17 protein-coding genes are annotated in these 14,652 nt (G+C 49.3%); 7 read left to right on the top strand and 10 right to left on the bottom strand.

From position 1 onward, the window contains the following. The 4 genes from JFC11_RS03460 to argC all read right to left on the bottom strand — a co-directional run bounded on the left by JFC11_RS03460 (position 1) and on the right by argC (position 3,294). Positions 1 to 672: an amino acid ABC transporter permease gene (locus JFC11_RS03460; RefSeq protein WP_038479884.1), complete on the bottom strand. Its 672-nt coding sequence runs from the start codon at positions 670 to 672 to the stop codon at positions 1 to 3. A 98-nt stretch (positions 673 to 770) separates the two neighbouring features. After that, positions 771 to 1,541: a transporter substrate-binding domain-containing protein gene (locus JFC11_RS03455; protein ID WP_038479887.1), complete on the bottom strand. Its 771-nt coding sequence runs from the start codon at positions 1,539 to 1,541 to the stop codon at positions 771 to 773. Positions 1,542 to 1,690: 149 nt separating this feature from the next. Beyond that, on the bottom strand, positions 1,691 to 2,044 hold the full coding sequence (gene erpA / locus JFC11_RS03450; RefSeq protein WP_038479889.1) for an iron-sulfur cluster insertion protein ErpA: 354 nt from the start codon (positions 2,042 to 2,044) through the stop codon (positions 1,691 to 1,693). Between the two features lie 215 nt (positions 2,045 to 2,259). Beyond that, positions 2,260 to 3,294: an N-acetyl-gamma-glutamyl-phosphate reductase gene (argC, locus tag JFC11_RS03445; protein ID WP_120386005.1), complete on the bottom strand. Its 1,035-nt coding sequence runs from the start codon at positions 3,292 to 3,294 to the stop codon at positions 2,260 to 2,262. 198 nt (positions 3,295 to 3,492) lie between these two features. On the opposite strand from argC, the gene JFC11_RS03440 reads away from it, so the two are divergent. The 5 genes from JFC11_RS03440 to JFC11_RS03420 all read left to right on the top strand — a co-directional run bounded on the left by JFC11_RS03440 (position 3,493) and on the right by JFC11_RS03420 (position 8,317). After that, complete coding sequence (locus JFC11_RS03440; RefSeq protein ID WP_198348734.1) at positions 3,493 to 5,283, top strand: chloride channel protein; 1,791 nt, start codon at positions 3,493 to 3,495, stop codon at positions 5,281 to 5,283. A 22-nt stretch (positions 5,284 to 5,305) separates the two neighbouring features. Next, positions 5,306 to 5,737 (top strand): protoporphyrinogen oxidase HemJ, encoded by a 432-nt coding sequence (gene hemJ / locus JFC11_RS03435; protein ID WP_038479899.1) that lies wholly within the window; start codon positions 5,306 to 5,308, stop codon positions 5,735 to 5,737. After that, positions 5,737 to 6,546, top strand: coding sequence for a bifunctional hydroxymethylpyrimidine kinase/phosphomethylpyrimidine kinase (gene thiD, locus JFC11_RS03430; RefSeq protein ID WP_038479901.1), 810 nt, complete (start codon positions 5,737 to 5,739; stop codon positions 6,544 to 6,546). The genes hemJ and thiD overlap by 1 nt, the downstream gene beginning before the upstream one ends. 36 nt (positions 6,547 to 6,582) lie before the next feature. Next, entirely contained in the window at positions 6,583 to 7,863 is a 1,281-nt protein-coding gene (gene hemL, locus JFC11_RS03425) for a glutamate-1-semialdehyde 2,1-aminomutase (protein WP_038479904.1), read from the top strand. Positions 7,864 to 7,939: 76 nt separating this feature from the next. Then, entirely contained in the window at positions 7,940 to 8,317 is a 378-nt protein-coding gene (locus JFC11_RS03420) for a hypothetical protein (RefSeq protein WP_198348733.1), read from the top strand. A 75-nt stretch (positions 8,318 to 8,392) separates the two neighbouring features. On the opposite strand, the gene JFC11_RS03415 is transcribed toward JFC11_RS03420, so the two are convergent. From JFC11_RS03415 to JFC11_RS03390, 6 genes are all read right to left on the bottom strand, one after another. After that, positions 8,393 to 9,154, bottom strand: a complete 762-nt coding sequence (locus JFC11_RS03415) for a hypothetical protein (protein WP_198348732.1) — start codon at positions 9,152 to 9,154, stop codon at positions 8,393 to 8,395. 61 nt (positions 9,155 to 9,215) lie between these two features. After that, positions 9,216 to 9,764 carry a hypothetical protein gene (locus JFC11_RS03410; RefSeq protein WP_198348731.1) on the bottom strand — a complete coding sequence of 183 codons (549 nt, stop codon included), beginning with the start codon at positions 9,762 to 9,764 and terminating at the stop codon, positions 9,216 to 9,218. Between the two features lie 268 nt (positions 9,765 to 10,032). After that, positions 10,033 to 10,863, bottom strand: coding sequence for a CsgG/HfaB family protein (locus tag JFC11_RS03405; protein ID WP_089040130.1), 831 nt, complete (start codon positions 10,861 to 10,863; stop codon positions 10,033 to 10,035). Positions 10,864 to 10,937: 74 nt separating this feature from the next. Next, complete coding sequence (locus tag JFC11_RS03400) at positions 10,938 to 11,354, bottom strand: curli assembly protein CsgF (RefSeq protein ID WP_051626403.1); 417 nt, start codon at positions 11,352 to 11,354, stop codon at positions 10,938 to 10,940. Next, positions 11,354 to 11,869, bottom strand: coding sequence for a CsgE family curli-type amyloid fiber assembly protein (locus JFC11_RS03395; RefSeq protein ID WP_198348730.1), 516 nt, complete (start codon positions 11,867 to 11,869; stop codon positions 11,354 to 11,356). Before JFC11_RS03395 ends, JFC11_RS03400 begins: the two co-directional genes overlap by 1 nt. A 22-nt stretch (positions 11,870 to 11,891) precedes the next feature. Next, entirely contained in the window at positions 11,892 to 12,584 is a 693-nt protein-coding gene (locus JFC11_RS03390) for a response regulator transcription factor (RefSeq protein ID WP_198348729.1), read from the bottom strand. A gap of 284 nt (positions 12,585 to 12,868) precedes the next feature. On the opposite strand from JFC11_RS03390, the gene rdgB reads away from it, so the two are divergent. Further along, on the top strand, positions 12,869 to 13,477 hold the full coding sequence (gene rdgB, locus JFC11_RS03385; protein ID WP_038479919.1) for an RdgB/HAM1 family non-canonical purine NTP pyrophosphatase: 609 nt from the start codon (positions 12,869 to 12,871) through the stop codon (positions 13,475 to 13,477). Next, a complete protein-coding gene (hemW, locus tag JFC11_RS03380) occupies positions 13,470 to 14,639 on the top strand; it encodes a radical SAM family heme chaperone HemW (protein WP_198348728.1) in 1,170 nt (389 codons plus the stop codon). The genes rdgB and hemW overlap by 8 nt, the downstream gene beginning before the upstream one ends. The last annotated feature ends 13 nt before the right edge of the window (positions 14,640 to 14,652 follow it).

Genomic DNA, 14,652 nt, shown 5'->3' with positions numbered 1-14,652 from the left:
TTATTGTCCTGCGAGGCCTCTGCGCTCAATTTGGCGCAGAATCAAAGAGAGAGTCCAGGTGATGGCAAGGTACATCAGCGCCACCATGAAATAGACCTCAAGTGCGGTAAAGGTAGTGGCAATATAAATTTGCCCTTGGCGGACTAATTCACCGACCCCGATAACAGAAAATAGCGAGGTATCTTTGATACTGATGATGCCCTGGTTACCCAGTGGAGGAATCATGCGCCGTAGAGCTTGGGGCCAAATTACGTAGCGAAAAGATTGAGTTCGAGACAAGCCTAGCGAAAGTGATGCTTCTCGCTGGCCACGTTCGATAGACTGCACGCCGCCTCGTACAATTTCAGAGATATAAGCCCCTGAATTAATGGCGATCGCGGCAATGCCAGCAACGAGTGCGTTGATCGGGCCTCCCAGCAATTGGGGTAAGCCATAAAAGATAAACAGAACCTGCACTAAAATGGGCGTGCCGCGAAACACTTCGACGTATAAAACTGCTGGCCAGCGCAGCCAGCGCACTGGGCTAATACGCAATAAACCAAAGAATATGCCAATAAAGAAGCCGATCGCTAGGCCGCCGAATGATATAAGCAGCGTCCAAGGAATACCTGGTAACAGATAAGGGATCGACCCAAAAGCGGCCGACCAATCAAACTGAAAGTTAACGTCCACGCGTTATCTCCAGAAAAATAAACAACGACACAGGGCCGGGGGTATAGCCGCCCGGCCCTGAGATGAAAAGCGCTCGTTAGTGATAGCGAACAGCGATGTTATTCAGCGCTGGGGGCTTCACCAAACCACTTTGTGTAGATTTCATCATAGGTGCCGTCTTCGCGCATGGAAGCAAGTGCTTCGTTGGTAGGTTCTACCCACTCGCTGCCTTTATGGAAAACGATACCGTACTGCTGGCCTTCATACAGCGGGCCAACCACTTTGGTACGGCCTTCGCCACGGGTTTGTGAGAAGTAGGCAACGTTAGGGGCGTCGTACAGCACGGCATCAACGTTGCGCCCTAACAGCGCCATGTACATATCGGCGGTGCCTGGATAGGGAGTAATGTCGGCATCTTCACCGAGCTCCTGTTGAAGGAAGTCGTAGCTGGTAGAGCCGATTTTGGTGGCAATGGTGAGACCCGCTAGGTCCTCAAGCGAAGAGACCTCTTCGTTGTCGGCGCGCACGATAATTTGCAGACCTGAGTCATAGTAGGGAGCGGAAAAGTCGACAACTTCGGCACGCTCATCTGTAATGGTGATGCCTGCAAGGGCGATTTCCTGGCTGCCGGTTTGGACGGCGGGAATGATGCCAGAGAATTCCATAGTGGTGAGGTTAACCTCAAAGCCTGCACGTTCGGCGACTGCGTTGATGATATCCATATCGAAACCGATCATTTCGCCAGTTTCTGGATCCATCATTTCAAACGGTACAAAGCTTGGGTCAGTGGCCACATTGACAGTAGGCGTTTGTGCAAACGCGACAGTGGTACTGCCTAAGCCCAGTGCAAGGGCGGTAGCAATGACAGATTTTTTTAGTAGGTAATTCATTCGTTTCCCCGTGTTTTATTTGGTTAGCGACGCGATTTAAAGAAGATTTACTCTTATAAATTCCGTCTGCAACCGTTATTGACCTTTTAACCTTGGCGAGAAACCACCAAGGCGTCAAGTCACGGGGAGGGGGTTGTTACCAACGTTGGTTAGACCATGAAGGAAGCTCCACAGCCACAGGTGGTCGTAGCGTTGGGGTTTTGAACACGAAAACGGGCACCTGCTAACCCTTCTTCATAGTCAATGGTTGAACCCACCAAGTATTGGTAGGAGAGAGGATCGACGACGAGGATCGCATCGCCAAATTCAATTAACGTGTCGTCTTCGGCCACGTTTTCAGCAAAATCAAACCCATACTGGAACCCCGAGCAGCCACCACCGGTGACATAAACGCGGAGTTTCAGCGCAGGGTTAGCCTCTTCTGCTATAAGTGCTTGGATGCGTTTCCGAGCACTATCAGACAATAGTAGAGGCGTTGGAACAAAAGCTTCTGCACCGCTCATGGGTACCTCCCGCGAGCTTTAAGAACGAATAATCGGCATCGGAGTGTGATTATGGGTAATTCCCAGCAAAATGGTCAACTATTGTGTTGGGGTATCAAGCAGAGGGCAGCTCGCCGAGGAGGCGCTTTGAATCCTTCCTTGGACGCTACATTTGCCTTCCCTGGCAAATGACCTCCTCTTTGAGCTGCCCTCTGCATGCTGGTATTTGGTGTGATTCAAGGCATCAACGCTGGGGCGTTGAGGCCCATATTTTCTTCAAAGCCAAACATGAGGTTGAGGTTTTGAATCGCTTGGCCTGATGCGCCTTTAACGAGGTTATCAATTACCGAGAGCACTACTACGGTATTGCCATTGCCAGGACGGTGAACAGCGATTCGGCAGGTATTGTTGCCTTTGACGCTGCGAGTTTCCGGATGACTGCCTGCAGGCATGACGTCAACAAACGGCTCGTGGGCGTAACGCTGCTCAAAGAGTGCCTGTAAATCGCCTGGCTCTTCAGTCAGCGTACTATAGAGCGTGGCATGAATGCCGCGGATCATAGGCGTTAAGTGCGGCACAAAGGTAAGCCCCACGGCGTTTGACTGCATATCGCTCAAGCCTTGACGAATTTCAGGCAAATGGCGATGTCCGGACGCACCGTAGGCTTTCATCGATTCGCTGGCTTCGGCTAGCAGCGAGGCAACTTTGGCACCACGGCCTGCGCCGGTAACGCCTGATTTGCAGTCCGCGATTAACTGGCTTGCGTCAATCAAACCAGCTTCCAAAAGCGGCAGATAGCCGAGTTGAACAGCCGTTGGGTAGCATCCTGGTACGGCAATTAAGCGGGCCTTTTTGATTTTCTCACGATGCATTTCTGGCAGGCCATACACAGCCTCTTTTAGCAGTTCCGGCGCGCCGTGGGGCTGGTCGTACCACTGGCTCCATTCGGCGGCGTCGCGCAGCCGGAAATCCGCAGATAAGTCGATTACTCGCGTGCCATTGTCGAGCAGTTCGCCTGCTAGTGCATGGGCGACCCCGTGGGGTGTCGCAAAGAACACCGCATCCATTGCACCCAGTTTCTTGGCGTCTGGCTCGCTAAACGTGAGCGCATCATAGTGGCCGCGCAGGTTGGGATACATATCGCATACCTTCACGCCTGCTTCCGAGCGCGAGGTAATGGCTTCTACGCTTACCTGGGGATGCTGGGCAAGTAACCGTAACAGCTCAACGCCGGTATAGCCGGTACCGCCTACAATGCCAACCTTAATCACAAACCACTCCTTGCGCATTACGCACAGTCAGACCCAACAATAATTAACAGCCTAATGAGATACCTCAGGCTGTTGAACTGTAGCTAGCTATGATACACAAGAGAGCAGGCGCGTAAGAGCGCTATAGGGAAACAGGCATATGTTCACTAACGCGAACATGATGCGTAAAAGCGAATAATAGGCGCAAGGACGGACGTTGTGGCACGTTTTTCCCGGTCAGATTTCACCTTGGAAAGTTTTCGTCGCCAGCTGGCGAATGTTGATGCCCTGCCTCAGCTGTGTGTGCTGGGGTTAGTGTCTGGGGTGATCACAGGCGCGGTGATGGTGGCTTTTCGCTTATTGCTAGAGGTAGGTGCTGCCCTTTATATGCCTGAGGGCAATCCTGAGGCCTTTGAAGGGCTCGCGCCATGGCTTCGTGCGCTGCTGCCGATAATTGCCGTGACGCTGATTGGCACGCTGCTCTATCGGCAAAAGGCCGCTGCCCGAAAGTTAGGTGTTGGCCATGTTATTGAGCGTCTCACCTATCATCAGGGACGTTTCCCTATGCGCAACTGGCTTAACCAGTGGTGGGTAGGCGTTGTGTCTGTGCTGGGTGGCCTCTCCGCAGGGCGTGAAGGCCCTGCCATTCATCTGGGCGCAGCGGCATCCAGCGGCTTAGGTCTCAAGCTTCGCTTGCCCAATAACAGTTTACGAGTGTTGGTTGCTTGCGGTACGGCGGCAGGTATATCTGCATCATTTAATACACCAATCGCAGGGGTGATTTTCGCCATGGAAGTGGTGATGATGGAATACACCCTGATGAGCTTTATGCCGGTGATACTCGCCTCTACCATGGGGGCATTGGTCGCTCAATTGGTGTATGGCAACGAACCGGCGTTTCGCATTCCTGAAGTTGCCCTAGGTTCGTTAATGAATGTGCCTTGGGTGGTCATTATCGGTTTGGTGATTGGCCTATTAGCGGGCGTATTTATTCATCTTTCGCGTGGCCAGTACTTACAGCAGTGGCCGCTATGGCTTAGGTTAGGTGCCGTCGGGGTGATAACGGGCGCTGTTGCGTGGTGGTTTCCTGAAGTACAAGGCATTGGTTACGACAGCGTTGCGGCTATGTTGAATAATCAGCTGGCGATTACTGTGTTGTTGGCGTTGATGATCGCTAAGCTATTGATTACTGCCATTACCGTGGCAGGTGGTGTACCAATCGGCATTATTGGCCCCGTGCTAGTGGTCGGTGCTGCCACCGGTGCTCTAGGGGGTATGCTGGGCGGTTGGGTATGGCCAGATAAAGCGGCAGACCCCGGCATTTATGCCATGTTGGGCATGGCGGCAATGATGGGCGCTGTATTGCAAGCACCGCTTGCCGCTTTGATGGCGTTGCTTGAACTAACGCATTCGCCACATATTATGTTGCCTGGCATGCTCGTTGTGGTGGTTGCCTGCCTAACATCCCGTCAGCTTACCGGTTGTGAGGGCTTTTTTATTAGCACGGTGCGCTACGGCTTGCATCCGTTACAGCAGCCTTTAATGCAGGCGCTTTCGCGGGTATCGGTGCCAGCGGTAATGGAGCGCCACTTGGTGCGCACAGATCGAATGATTACGCCTGATCAGGCACGGCGTCTGTTGGAAACGAATCCTGTGTGGCTAGTGATTGAGCGCTCCAGTGCAGAGAAACCAGTGCTGGCGCTTAAAGCCGCTGAGCTTGCGCGTTGGTTACTGGAGCATGATGAAGCGCTGCAAGACGAAGCCCCTCCAGAAGACGAGTTCATTGATTTGCTTGAGATCCCTGGGCAACGGCTTGAAATGGCACCTATCGGATTACAAGCAACGCTATCGGAAGCGTTTCTAAAACTTCAGGACAATGCGCTAGGTGCACTCTATGTCGTGCATGGCTATCGGCCAAAGCAGCAGCGAATTTCAGGTATCATTACGCGTGGCGCTATCGAACGTTATTATCACTACACTGACCCCCGCGGTGCTGATTCCCAGCAATGAGCCCAACGCCTAAGGAGAGACCATGTATTTATGGGTAAAGGCCATTCATTTGATGGCGGTTGTTACCTGGTTTGCCGCGCTATTTTATTTACCGCGACTGTATGTGTACCACGCCATGGCGCGGGACACAGGCGATGAGCAAGCGATCACTTACTTTAAAACCATGGAGCGTAAGCTTTACCGTGGAATTATGACGCCATCGATGATCATTGTGCTGATCTTTGGTGGCTGGATGCTTTATCTCGTGCCCGCTTGGTTTAGCCAAGGTTGGATGCACGCTAAGCTGACGCTTGTCGCTCTATTAATCGCTTACCACCATGTTTGCTTAATTTATTTGAAGCAATTTGATCAAGCCCGCTGCACCAAAAGCCATGTGTTTTTCCGCTGGTTTAACGAAGCGCCCGTGATTGCGTTAATCGCGATTATTATCCTGGCGGTGGTGAAGCCCTTTTGATGCGCCATCCTCTTCCTCCCGTTGTTTTAGTGTTAGCTGGCCATGACCCCACCGGGGGGGCTGGGTTAGTGGCTGATAGCGAAGCGATAGCTGCCTGTGGTGGTTGGGCAGTCACCATTCCAACCGCACTGACCGTTCAAAATTGCCATAACGTGATACGCACCCTGCCTGCAGATCCTGCTGCAATGCGGCAAATGGCTGAAGCGTTAGGTGATATGCAAATTGCGGCTATTAAGTTGGGGCTGTTGGCTGATGAGGCGACGCTGCGCGCAGCGGAACAAATTATCCGCCGTTTTCCAGGAATTCCCGTCGTCGCAGATCCGGTATTAAAAGCAGGTGGCGGCGCTAAGTTATCCACACCCGCTTTGCAGCAACTTTATATAGATCGTTTGCTACCGCTTGTGGATATCGTAACGCCCAATCGGTTTGAGCTTGCTGCACTGACGCCTGAGATAACCGACCCTTTGGATGACACAGCACGTGCTGTTGCGTTGCTGGCGCAGGGTTGCCAAGGTGTCCTTGTGACCGCCACCGACGATCCACTCCCGGGTAATACGCAACAGGTTGTGCATACGCTGCACTCTCCTGACACTACGCGCCAATGGCAGTGGCCACGTTTGCCTGAAGTATTTCACGGATCAGGCTGTACATTAGCCTCAGCGCTTGCGGCTCGTTTAGCCGTTGGTGAGCGCTTACCAACTGCCTGTGAGCAAGCCCAGCACTTTACCTGGGAGAGTTTGTCTCATGGTTATCAGCCCCCTAGCGGACAGTGTTTACCGAAACGCTTGCCACGCCCCGTACGCTTTTGATCTCATTGGCAGTAAGCCATTAATGTTGAGGATGCCATGACCACATCTGCAGAACTATTTGACCTTGCCAGTCGTCACATTCCGGGGGGGGTTAACTCCCCTGTTCGTGCTTTTAAAGGCCTACATCGCCCGCCTGTTTTTATGGAACGTGCTCAGGGTGCCTACTTATTCGATGTGGAAGGTAACCGCTACGTAGACTATATCGGCTCATGGGGACCGATGATCACTGGACACGCCGATCAGGATGTACTGGCCGCTGTGCGAGCGCGGTTAGATAACGGCCTCTCCTTTGGTACGCCGACCGCTGTCGAAACCACCATGGCTGATCTGATCTGTGAAATGATTCCTTCCATGGAAATGGTGCGTATGACCAGCTCGGGCACCGAAGCGACGATGTCGGCCATTCGACTTGCGCGCGGAACAACGGGACGCGACAAAATCGTCAAGTTTGAAGGCAATTATCACGGCCACTCGGATTCATTGCTCGTCAAAGCGGGCTCCGGCGCGTTAACCCACGGGGAACCTAGCTCACCAGGCGTACCCGCATCACTCGCTGAGCACACCATCACGCTTTCGTATAACGACCCTGAAGGGGTGGAAGCGTGTTTTGCAGAGATCGGAGAGCAAATTGCCTGCATTATCGTGGAGCCGGTGGCGGGTAATATGAACTGCATTCCTCCCCAGCCGGGTTTCTTGGAAACGTTGCGCCGGGTGTGCAATGAATCCGGCAGTATTTTGATTTTTGATGAAGTCATGACCGGTTTTCGCGTCGCTTTAGGTGGCGCTCAGGCACATTACGGCGTAACGCCTGACCTTACCTGCTTAGGTAAAATCGTTGGCGGTGGCATGCCCGTTGGGGCGTTTGGCGGTAAACAAGAAATTATGCAGAATATCTCGCCGCTGGGGCCGGTTTACCAAGCGGGTACGCTGTCCGGTAACCCGCTGGCCATGGCTGCAGGGGTCGCTCTGCTAACCAAACTAAAGGTGCCGGGTTTCCATGATGCGCTGACTCAACGGGTGCAAACGTTGTGTACCGGCTTGCAAGAGCGTGCCAACGCTGCCCGCGTACCGATGATGACCCAATCCGCAGGTGGCATGTTTGGCGTTTTCTTTACGTCGCAATCCCGTGTAGATAACTTCGCCCAAGCCACTGCTTGCAACCCCGATGCTTTCCGCCGCTTCTTTGGTGCTATGCTTGATCACGGTGTGTATCTCGCACCTTCTGCCTATGAAGCTGGCTTTATGTCGAGTGCCCACACGCCAGAAGATATTCAGCTAACGTTGGATGCTGCAGAAAAAGCCTTTGCCGTTATGTAACATAAAGTAAAGCGCCTGCTACACTGCAAGAGCCGCTCCTATTGAGCGGCTCTGTGGTTAGTGAGGTAAACACATTATGAAACGACAATTGGCTTGGCACTCTTCATGCTTTAACGGCATATTGTTAGCCGCTGTTCTCACCCTTGGCCTACCGTTAACGGGGATGGCCGCACAGGAGCAGGATATGACTCAAATCCATATTACCATGGGTGGCACACCTGGCGCGGAATTCTCAGCCCAATGGCGCATTACTCATAACGATGAAACCATTGATCACCCCGAAACACGCGGCACAGTGCCCGCTGAATTTACCTTTGAAGGCACCACTCTAGAAGGTACGGTAAAACTGCTCAGCGAAGATGATCGTTTAGAAGTAGATATCGTTAAAGGCAGTAATCGCTCGCGTTCTGCTACCCAAGGGAAAGGTGGCACGTTAACGGTAATGGTGCGTTAAACATAAAAAAAACCGCCCCGAAGGGGGCGGTTTCCTGAGCTAAGAAAGTACTTACAGACGTACCTACAAAGATGCTTACCACTGAGTAGAGATAGCAGAGTTGTTGTTACCAGCCTGGAAGTGAGTTGCTGAAGCTGCGCTACCACCAACGGTGTTCTGGCGAATAGTCGACACGTTGCTGTTGCCTGTCTGGAAGACATTCGCTACATGGCCTTCGCCACCTTGATAAATGTAGGAAGCGCTCAGGTCTGCTTCAACCTGGAGAACATTAGCTTCGTTGTTATCACCGTCCTGATGGATAAAGCTCCACGTTTCATCAGTATTTAATGCTTGGTAAACTTCAGCATCGTTTCCGTTACCGAACTGCTCAATAATTGAGTCGCTTTGCGCAGTGTTCAAGAATTGAGCAACAGTAGAGCTGTTGTTGTCGCCTTGTTGACGTACATAGGAGTCGTTAAGACTGCCACCATCTTGTACTACGACTGAATCGTTATAATTGCCTATCTGATAAACAATTGACTCATGCTGATCGCCGCTTTGATAAACATAAGAGTCGTTGTTATTACCTTCTTGACCAACGCGTGAGTATTGCTCGTTATCATACTGATCAGTTTCAGCTGCGTTATCGTCACCAACTTGAACAATAATCGAAGTCCGCATTGGGTCACGAGCGAAGCCGTTCATGCCTTCACGGATATCTTGCTGGTTTACAAACGCGGGTTCTGTCCCTGCGTTAGCAGCAGGGTTTGTTGTAGAGTCATCAAAGTCACGCGCTTGGCTAGAGAAGCTAACAGCCATTGCAACAGCAGCAGCGATAACGGTCATTTGAGTTTTCATGGTGTTTCCCCTTTTTTTCGATCGACTTGCTTTGGTTGTTTACTGAGAAGCAGCTGGCGACTCAGTAGGTATCGATAGTGACTGGTCGTGCATTGCCCGAAAGGTTTTGTTGCTGGACACTTACACCACGTGAGCCACTGCCCGATTGCGAAATTGAAACGTCACCCTTAAATCCATTTTGATAAATGTCGGCTTTATACTGGACGCTATTACCTTGCTGATTAATAGAGGCGGTGTTGTCGTCGCCCACTTGCCAAATAATTCCGGTATTATTTCCGTTACTTTGCATTATGCTTGCTTGATTACCGTTGCCGACTTGATCGATGTAGGCAAAATTAGAAAGCTGATAACTCACAGAACGTGACTGGGCAACACTTGCTTTATTATTGTTACCTTGTTGACGAATGATACTTAGATTGCTGTTTAGCGCGGCGTTATCAATGGCCGCAAACTGAGTAACTCTTGCACTTCTGTTAAATAAGTCGCTTTCATTCTCGTTAGCTTGCAATACAGAAGAAAAAGTCAGCAATGAAGTGGCTACCGTTATCACAGCACTACAACGAATTCTGTTCGTTGTAGCTGTCCTGAGCCGATAGCTATAATGTTTCATTTTTAATTCCTTTTGAAACTCAATGTGTCTTTTTGTTTCATGGATTGAGTTTGGACCATTCTAAAAATGACGCTATAGGAAGTTTTGTTAATGCTGTGGTTATATGTTTAACATTTATAATATTTTTTGTTTACTACTTTCTTAATTATTGGCTTGTTAGTTATGTAATTATATAGTATTTGTTTTTTTAAATAAAAAAGGCCACTCTGTTGAGTGGCCATTGTTTTTTATAGTTTTATTTAAGTAGTGTTCCCTTGATTAATTCTTACTAAAGCATAGGTATCGATGCATTAAGATAGTCATCTAAAATGGTGTCTTGAATACTGGTTCCGGGAGCAAGATTCCATAATCGGTTTTCAATGCCTCTCGCTACAAGGTGAATGACAGCAGATTCTATTGCTGACATTACCGCGAGCTGAACCGGTTCGTTTGTAGTTATACCTGCTTCGGCCTCTAATAAGCGTCTGAAATCAATAAAGCGATAAACCCCAGCTCGTAGCTCTTTTGAATAGATGGTCTTGGTGGTGGTGACGTTAGCTAATATTTCGCCTGTTGAGATTTCCACCGCACGTAAATTCACCGTTACCTGATCTACCTGGTACTGGCCTGACGCCCCAATGCCAAAATATTCAGCACCGGCTCCCCCGGTTCGTACGTTCGATTCATAAGCAATAATGCCGCCCTCTAGCATAACCGACGCTGCTCTTAACGATGGCAGCGTATCGGGCTGCCCAAAGCGTTCGAATTCTGCGCGAATAATACGGCGTTCAGTTAACAAGTTTTGTAACCCAACACGTTCCAGCGGTATAAACCAGCCAGAGTCAGACAGGGCTCCGGTAAGCATTGCTGCAGCCCCTTGGGTTACCGCAGTTGAAAACGTACTGGCGGGGGCTGGTCGGTATTGTCCTGTTTGGTCGCGAAAATCATACACAGAGACAAATATCTTTCCTGACGGTGGCGGGAGCGATACAAGATCTTGGTAGGTAGCTCCTCTGGGCGTGAGTGTTGCTTCAGCACCTTCTAAATTTTCAGACGTTGCCACCATTCCTGCACAGCCACTCAGTAGGCTAGCGATGACAATTGAGGCGATAATTTTCATAATGATCCCCTGACAAAGCAGATAGCGTTAGTCGTTATTGCTGGTTTTTTTAGCGGTTGATATTGATGTCGTTGTTAAGGGTTAAATAAACCGCCAACGCTAATCTCTGTTACATCTCCAGTAACTTTATCCACAACACGCACAATTAGTTGTCCGTTATTGTCACTCACGACAACGCCGAACTCATCACTATCGAAGCTACCCTCACTGACTTCACCACGGCTAACATCGGAAATGAGCTGTGATATCAATCGACTTTCTAAACTTTGTAATAAGCGCTCAGTGGATGATAATGTTTGCCCCCTACGTGCATTTGGATCTGTATTGGTATCCTGTGACTGGGCTTTACCTAACAGGTAACTACCTGTAAAAGGATCGCCGCCAAAAGAAGGGTTAATAGGTTTATAAATTAAATCACCTGAGTGCGCGTGAGCACCTATTCCCATTAACACTATGAACGTAGCGCAAGCTATTTTTCTGCAGTTTTTCATCAGAATAACTCCTCTTTTCCCAAGTCTTTATCTGAGGTAAGAGCAGATGCCAGCTGCTGCTGGAGAAGTGCCTCCTCAACGATATTTACAGCTTCTCCTGCTACGCGGTCAGCTTCGCTAATCCTGGGAGAGAGCTGTGTTCTGAAGTACATCCGGTTGCCTTCCACGATGGCAATTTGGCTGCCCCAACGGGCATCGGGACGTTCTTGAATGGTAATCGTGGCATTACCGATAATGAGGTTATCCATAGCCCGCTGGCTGAAAGCGCGATAGAAGGTCTTGCCTGCCATGGTGACGGTACGGTCGACCATGATACCGGTAAGCTCACTACCTCTATTTCGTTGTCCTTGAATTTCTGGGCCATCGGGACTTGATAGTTGGTTAATAGCGTTGACTTCTTCCTGCTCACTGGTGGCTAATGCCCGGGAAGAATTGGTTGGTTCATTGGCAAATGTATCAGTAGTTAATGTAATAAAACTGATAAAAATGACCAGTAAATAGCGACGTAAATTCATAGCTATATACCCTTTTAAAAGGCTACCGATGACGTTGTAAACTGCGTGCAGTTTCTATATTAGGAAGAATTGGACCAAGGTTCTGATGGATCCAGTTAAGTGCTTGAATGCGATTGTGAACGTTTATTTTTCGGAAGATGTTATAAAGATGAGACTTAACGGTGTGTTCACTTACAAACAACTTATCGGCAATCTGTTGATTGGAGGAACCCGCACTTAATAAAGAGATAATTTCCATTTCACGGTTGGTTAATCCACAGGCTGGGCGGAACGCGTTGCTTTGATACTTGCGATAAAAAAGAATCAGTCGTGCCATTAACTCACGAGACATCCACAGCTCATCATCAAGTAACGCGTGGATACCTTTGCAAAATACCTCTAAGCTCTCATTGCGATAAAATACCCCTTTCAGTTGAGCGCACGAGAGAGCTTCTAGGGCATGGTCCATATCGCGAATATTGAAAGCGGCTAGAGGGGTTTTTGTTAACGCTTCTGGCAGTTTCTCTTGCCAGTCTGGCAATGTCTCTACACTAATATGATCACTGTCAATGAGGATGAGCAGCTTTTCGACGGGTGAAGAGGGTATGGTGACGTCTGGCGAGTAAATGCTAATTGAGCAGTTGGTGTGATCGTGTAAATAGTCTGCGAATAGCTGTGATTGCGGACTTTTTTCGGTAATGAGATACACCGAACCTATGGTCTTTTCCTGTGACATTGGGAAGCCCTCGTGGAAAGAAAGAGTGAGCAGGTGCTCTCAGAAGTGTTGCCTATAAGATACATTTCGTAAAGTTTTGTTATTAGAAATCTGGTGAAATCAATTTGAATATATATAGTATTTTTTAGAATAATTAGTGTAAGTGTATGTTTATAATGTTTTTTGTTATTAATATAAGCAGTCTTTAAATTAGTTTTAACAATTACATTATGTAACAAACAGCCTGCTTTAGAAGAAATTTTGATATATGTAAACTCATTAACCTTCCTTTTGGAGATATCGTTATGGCATCGCCCAATACCTTAGTTTTAGCCAGTGGAAATGTAGGAAAACTAAAAGAATTCAATCAATTACTAGCACCTCTTGGGTTAGATGTTCGTCCGCAATCCGAATTTGGAGTGGGAGATGTGGAAGAAACAGGGCTTACTTTTGTAGAAAACGCACTTCTGAAAGCTCGTGAGGCAAGTAAAATCAGTGGGTTGCCTGCATTGGCAGACGACTCAGGTCTTGAGGTGGATGCACTTCACGGTGCGCCGGGTATCTATTCAGCGCGCTATGCCGGTGAGCCTAAAAGTGACGAGCGCAATAATGAGAAGTTATTAACGTCGCTCAGTCGCTATGCTGAAGGTCAGCGTAGTGGACGTTATTGGTGCGTATTGGTGTATTTGCGTCATGCCGAAGACCCTGTACCTGTGATTGTGCAACGCAGTTGGGAAGGTGAAATTCTGGCGCACCCGCGAGGTAATGGCGGTTTTGGTTATGACCCTCTGTTCTGGTTACCGGACCAAGGAATGAGTGTTGCCGAGTTATCCAGTGAAACCAAAAATCGACTTAGTCATCGTGGGCGGGCATTACAGGGCTTGGTTGAATTGTTGAAGGTGGCGCATGGCTGAGCTATTGCCTCCCTTATCCCTATACATCCATACGCCATGGTGCGTACGTAAGTGCCCGTACTGTGACTTTAATTCCCATGAGCCCAACACTGACGAGCTGCCCGAAGCCGCTTATCTAAACGCCCTGCTCTGTGATTTGGAGGGTGATTTATCGTTAGCGAATGAAAGAGAGATTCAAACTATCTTTATTGGTGGTGGCACGCCAAGCCTGTTATCGCCAGCTTTTTACGATCGATTATTCAAAGAGATACGCCTCCGGTTGCCGTTCTCTTCTACTATTGAAATTACCCTTGAAGCGAATCCTGGCACGACCGAGCAGCAGCGTTTTGTTGGTTATCGAGAAGCTGGGATCAATCGCTTGTCTTTGGGAGTTCAGAGCTTTCGCCCTGAACAGCTTAGCGCCTTGGGGCGTATTCATAGCGGCCAAGAAGCGGTCAATGCTGTTCACCAGGCGCGTGAGGCTGGGTTTGATAATCTCAATATTGATTTAATGCATGGGTTACCCAAACAAACCCCGGCTCAAGCGATGGAGGATATTGATCAAGCATTGGCTCTGGAGCCAGAGCATCTCTCCTGGTATCAGTTAACGCTTGAACCGAATACGGCGTTTTTCTCTCATCCGCCTGTGTTACCAGAAGAAGAGGCTCTCTGGGACATTCAAGAAGCTGGCCATCAACGCCTTGAGCAAGCCGGTTTGCGGCGCTATGAAATCTCCGCCTACGCGCGAACGGGACAACAAAGTCGCCACAACATCAATTATTGGCAGTTTGGCGATTATTTGGGTATTGGGGCGGGAGCGCATGGAAAGCTGACGACGGTCGATAGTCAGGGGCAGCGGCATATCGAAAGGCGCTGGAAAACACGTCAGCCAGAGGCGTATTTACGTCGTGCAAATGATCCGCGTGGCTTTGTGGCTGGCAAGCAGCCGATAGCAACGCAGGAGCTACCCCTTGAGTTTGCGATGAATGCATTACGTTTAACCGATGGGGTCGCAATGGGTGTCTGGACGGCTTACACAGGACAGCCCTCAGCCGTGTTACTTTCACGGTTACAAAGCGCGTATGAAAAAGGACTTTTAATGGAAATGCCCGAAAAGCTGCGTGCATCGCCTCAAGGTCTATTATTCTTGAATGAATTGCTGACATTAATAAGCGATGAGTGATCAGCGACATATA

Origin of the sequence: Vreelandella alkaliphila, assembly GCF_016107625.1 — a bacterium.
Taxonomy (GTDB): Bacteria; Pseudomonadota; Gammaproteobacteria; order Pseudomonadales; family Halomonadaceae; genus Vreelandella; species Vreelandella alkaliphila.
The sequence above is the reverse complement of the archived record's forward strand: the minus strand, read 5'-3'. Positions and strand labels throughout refer to the sequence as shown.

Bases quoted from the DNA above. Each gene is read 5' to 3' on its own strand.
- thiD (WP_038479901.1), top strand. From the start codon at position 5,737: ATGCGCCATCCTCTTCCTCCCGTTGTTTTAGTGTTAGCTGGCCATGAC.
- JFC11_RS03410 (WP_198348731.1), bottom strand. From the start codon at position 9,764: ATGAAACATTATAGCTATCGGCTCAGGACAGCTACAACGAACAGAATT.
- JFC11_RS03395 (WP_198348730.1), bottom strand. From the start codon at position 11,869: ATGAATTTACGTCGCTATTTACTGGTCATTTTTATCAGTTTTATTACA.
- JFC11_RS03455 (WP_038479887.1), bottom strand. From the start codon at position 1,541: ATGAATTACCTACTAAAAAAATCTGTCATTGCTACCGCCCTTGCACTG.
- erpA (WP_038479889.1), bottom strand. From the start codon at position 2,044: ATGAGCGGTGCAGAAGCTTTTGTTCCAACGCCTCTACTATTGTCTGAT.
- JFC11_RS03415 (WP_198348732.1), bottom strand. From the start codon at position 9,154: ATGAAAACTCAAATGACCGTTATCGCTGCTGCTGTTGCAATGGCTGTT.
- rdgB (WP_038479919.1), top strand. From the start codon at position 12,869: ATGGCATCGCCCAATACCTTAGTTTTAGCCAGTGGAAATGTAGGAAAA.
- JFC11_RS03400 (WP_051626403.1), bottom strand. From the start codon at position 11,354: ATGAAAAACTGCAGAAAAATAGCTTGCGCTACGTTCATAGTGTTAATG.
- hemW (WP_198348728.1), top strand. From the start codon at position 13,470: ATGGCTGAGCTATTGCCTCCCTTATCCCTATACATCCATACGCCATGG.
- hemL (WP_038479904.1), top strand. From the start codon at position 6,583: ATGACCACATCTGCAGAACTATTTGACCTTGCCAGTCGTCACATTCCG.
- hemJ (WP_038479899.1), top strand. From the start codon at position 5,306: ATGTATTTATGGGTAAAGGCCATTCATTTGATGGCGGTTGTTACCTGG.
- JFC11_RS03405 (WP_089040130.1), bottom strand. From the start codon at position 10,863: ATGAAAATTATCGCCTCAATTGTCATCGCTAGCCTACTGAGTGGCTGT.
- JFC11_RS03390 (WP_198348729.1), bottom strand. From the start codon at position 12,584: ATGTCACAGGAAAAGACCATAGGTTCGGTGTATCTCATTACCGAAAAA.
- JFC11_RS03420 (WP_198348733.1), top strand. From the start codon at position 7,940: ATGAAACGACAATTGGCTTGGCACTCTTCATGCTTTAACGGCATATTG.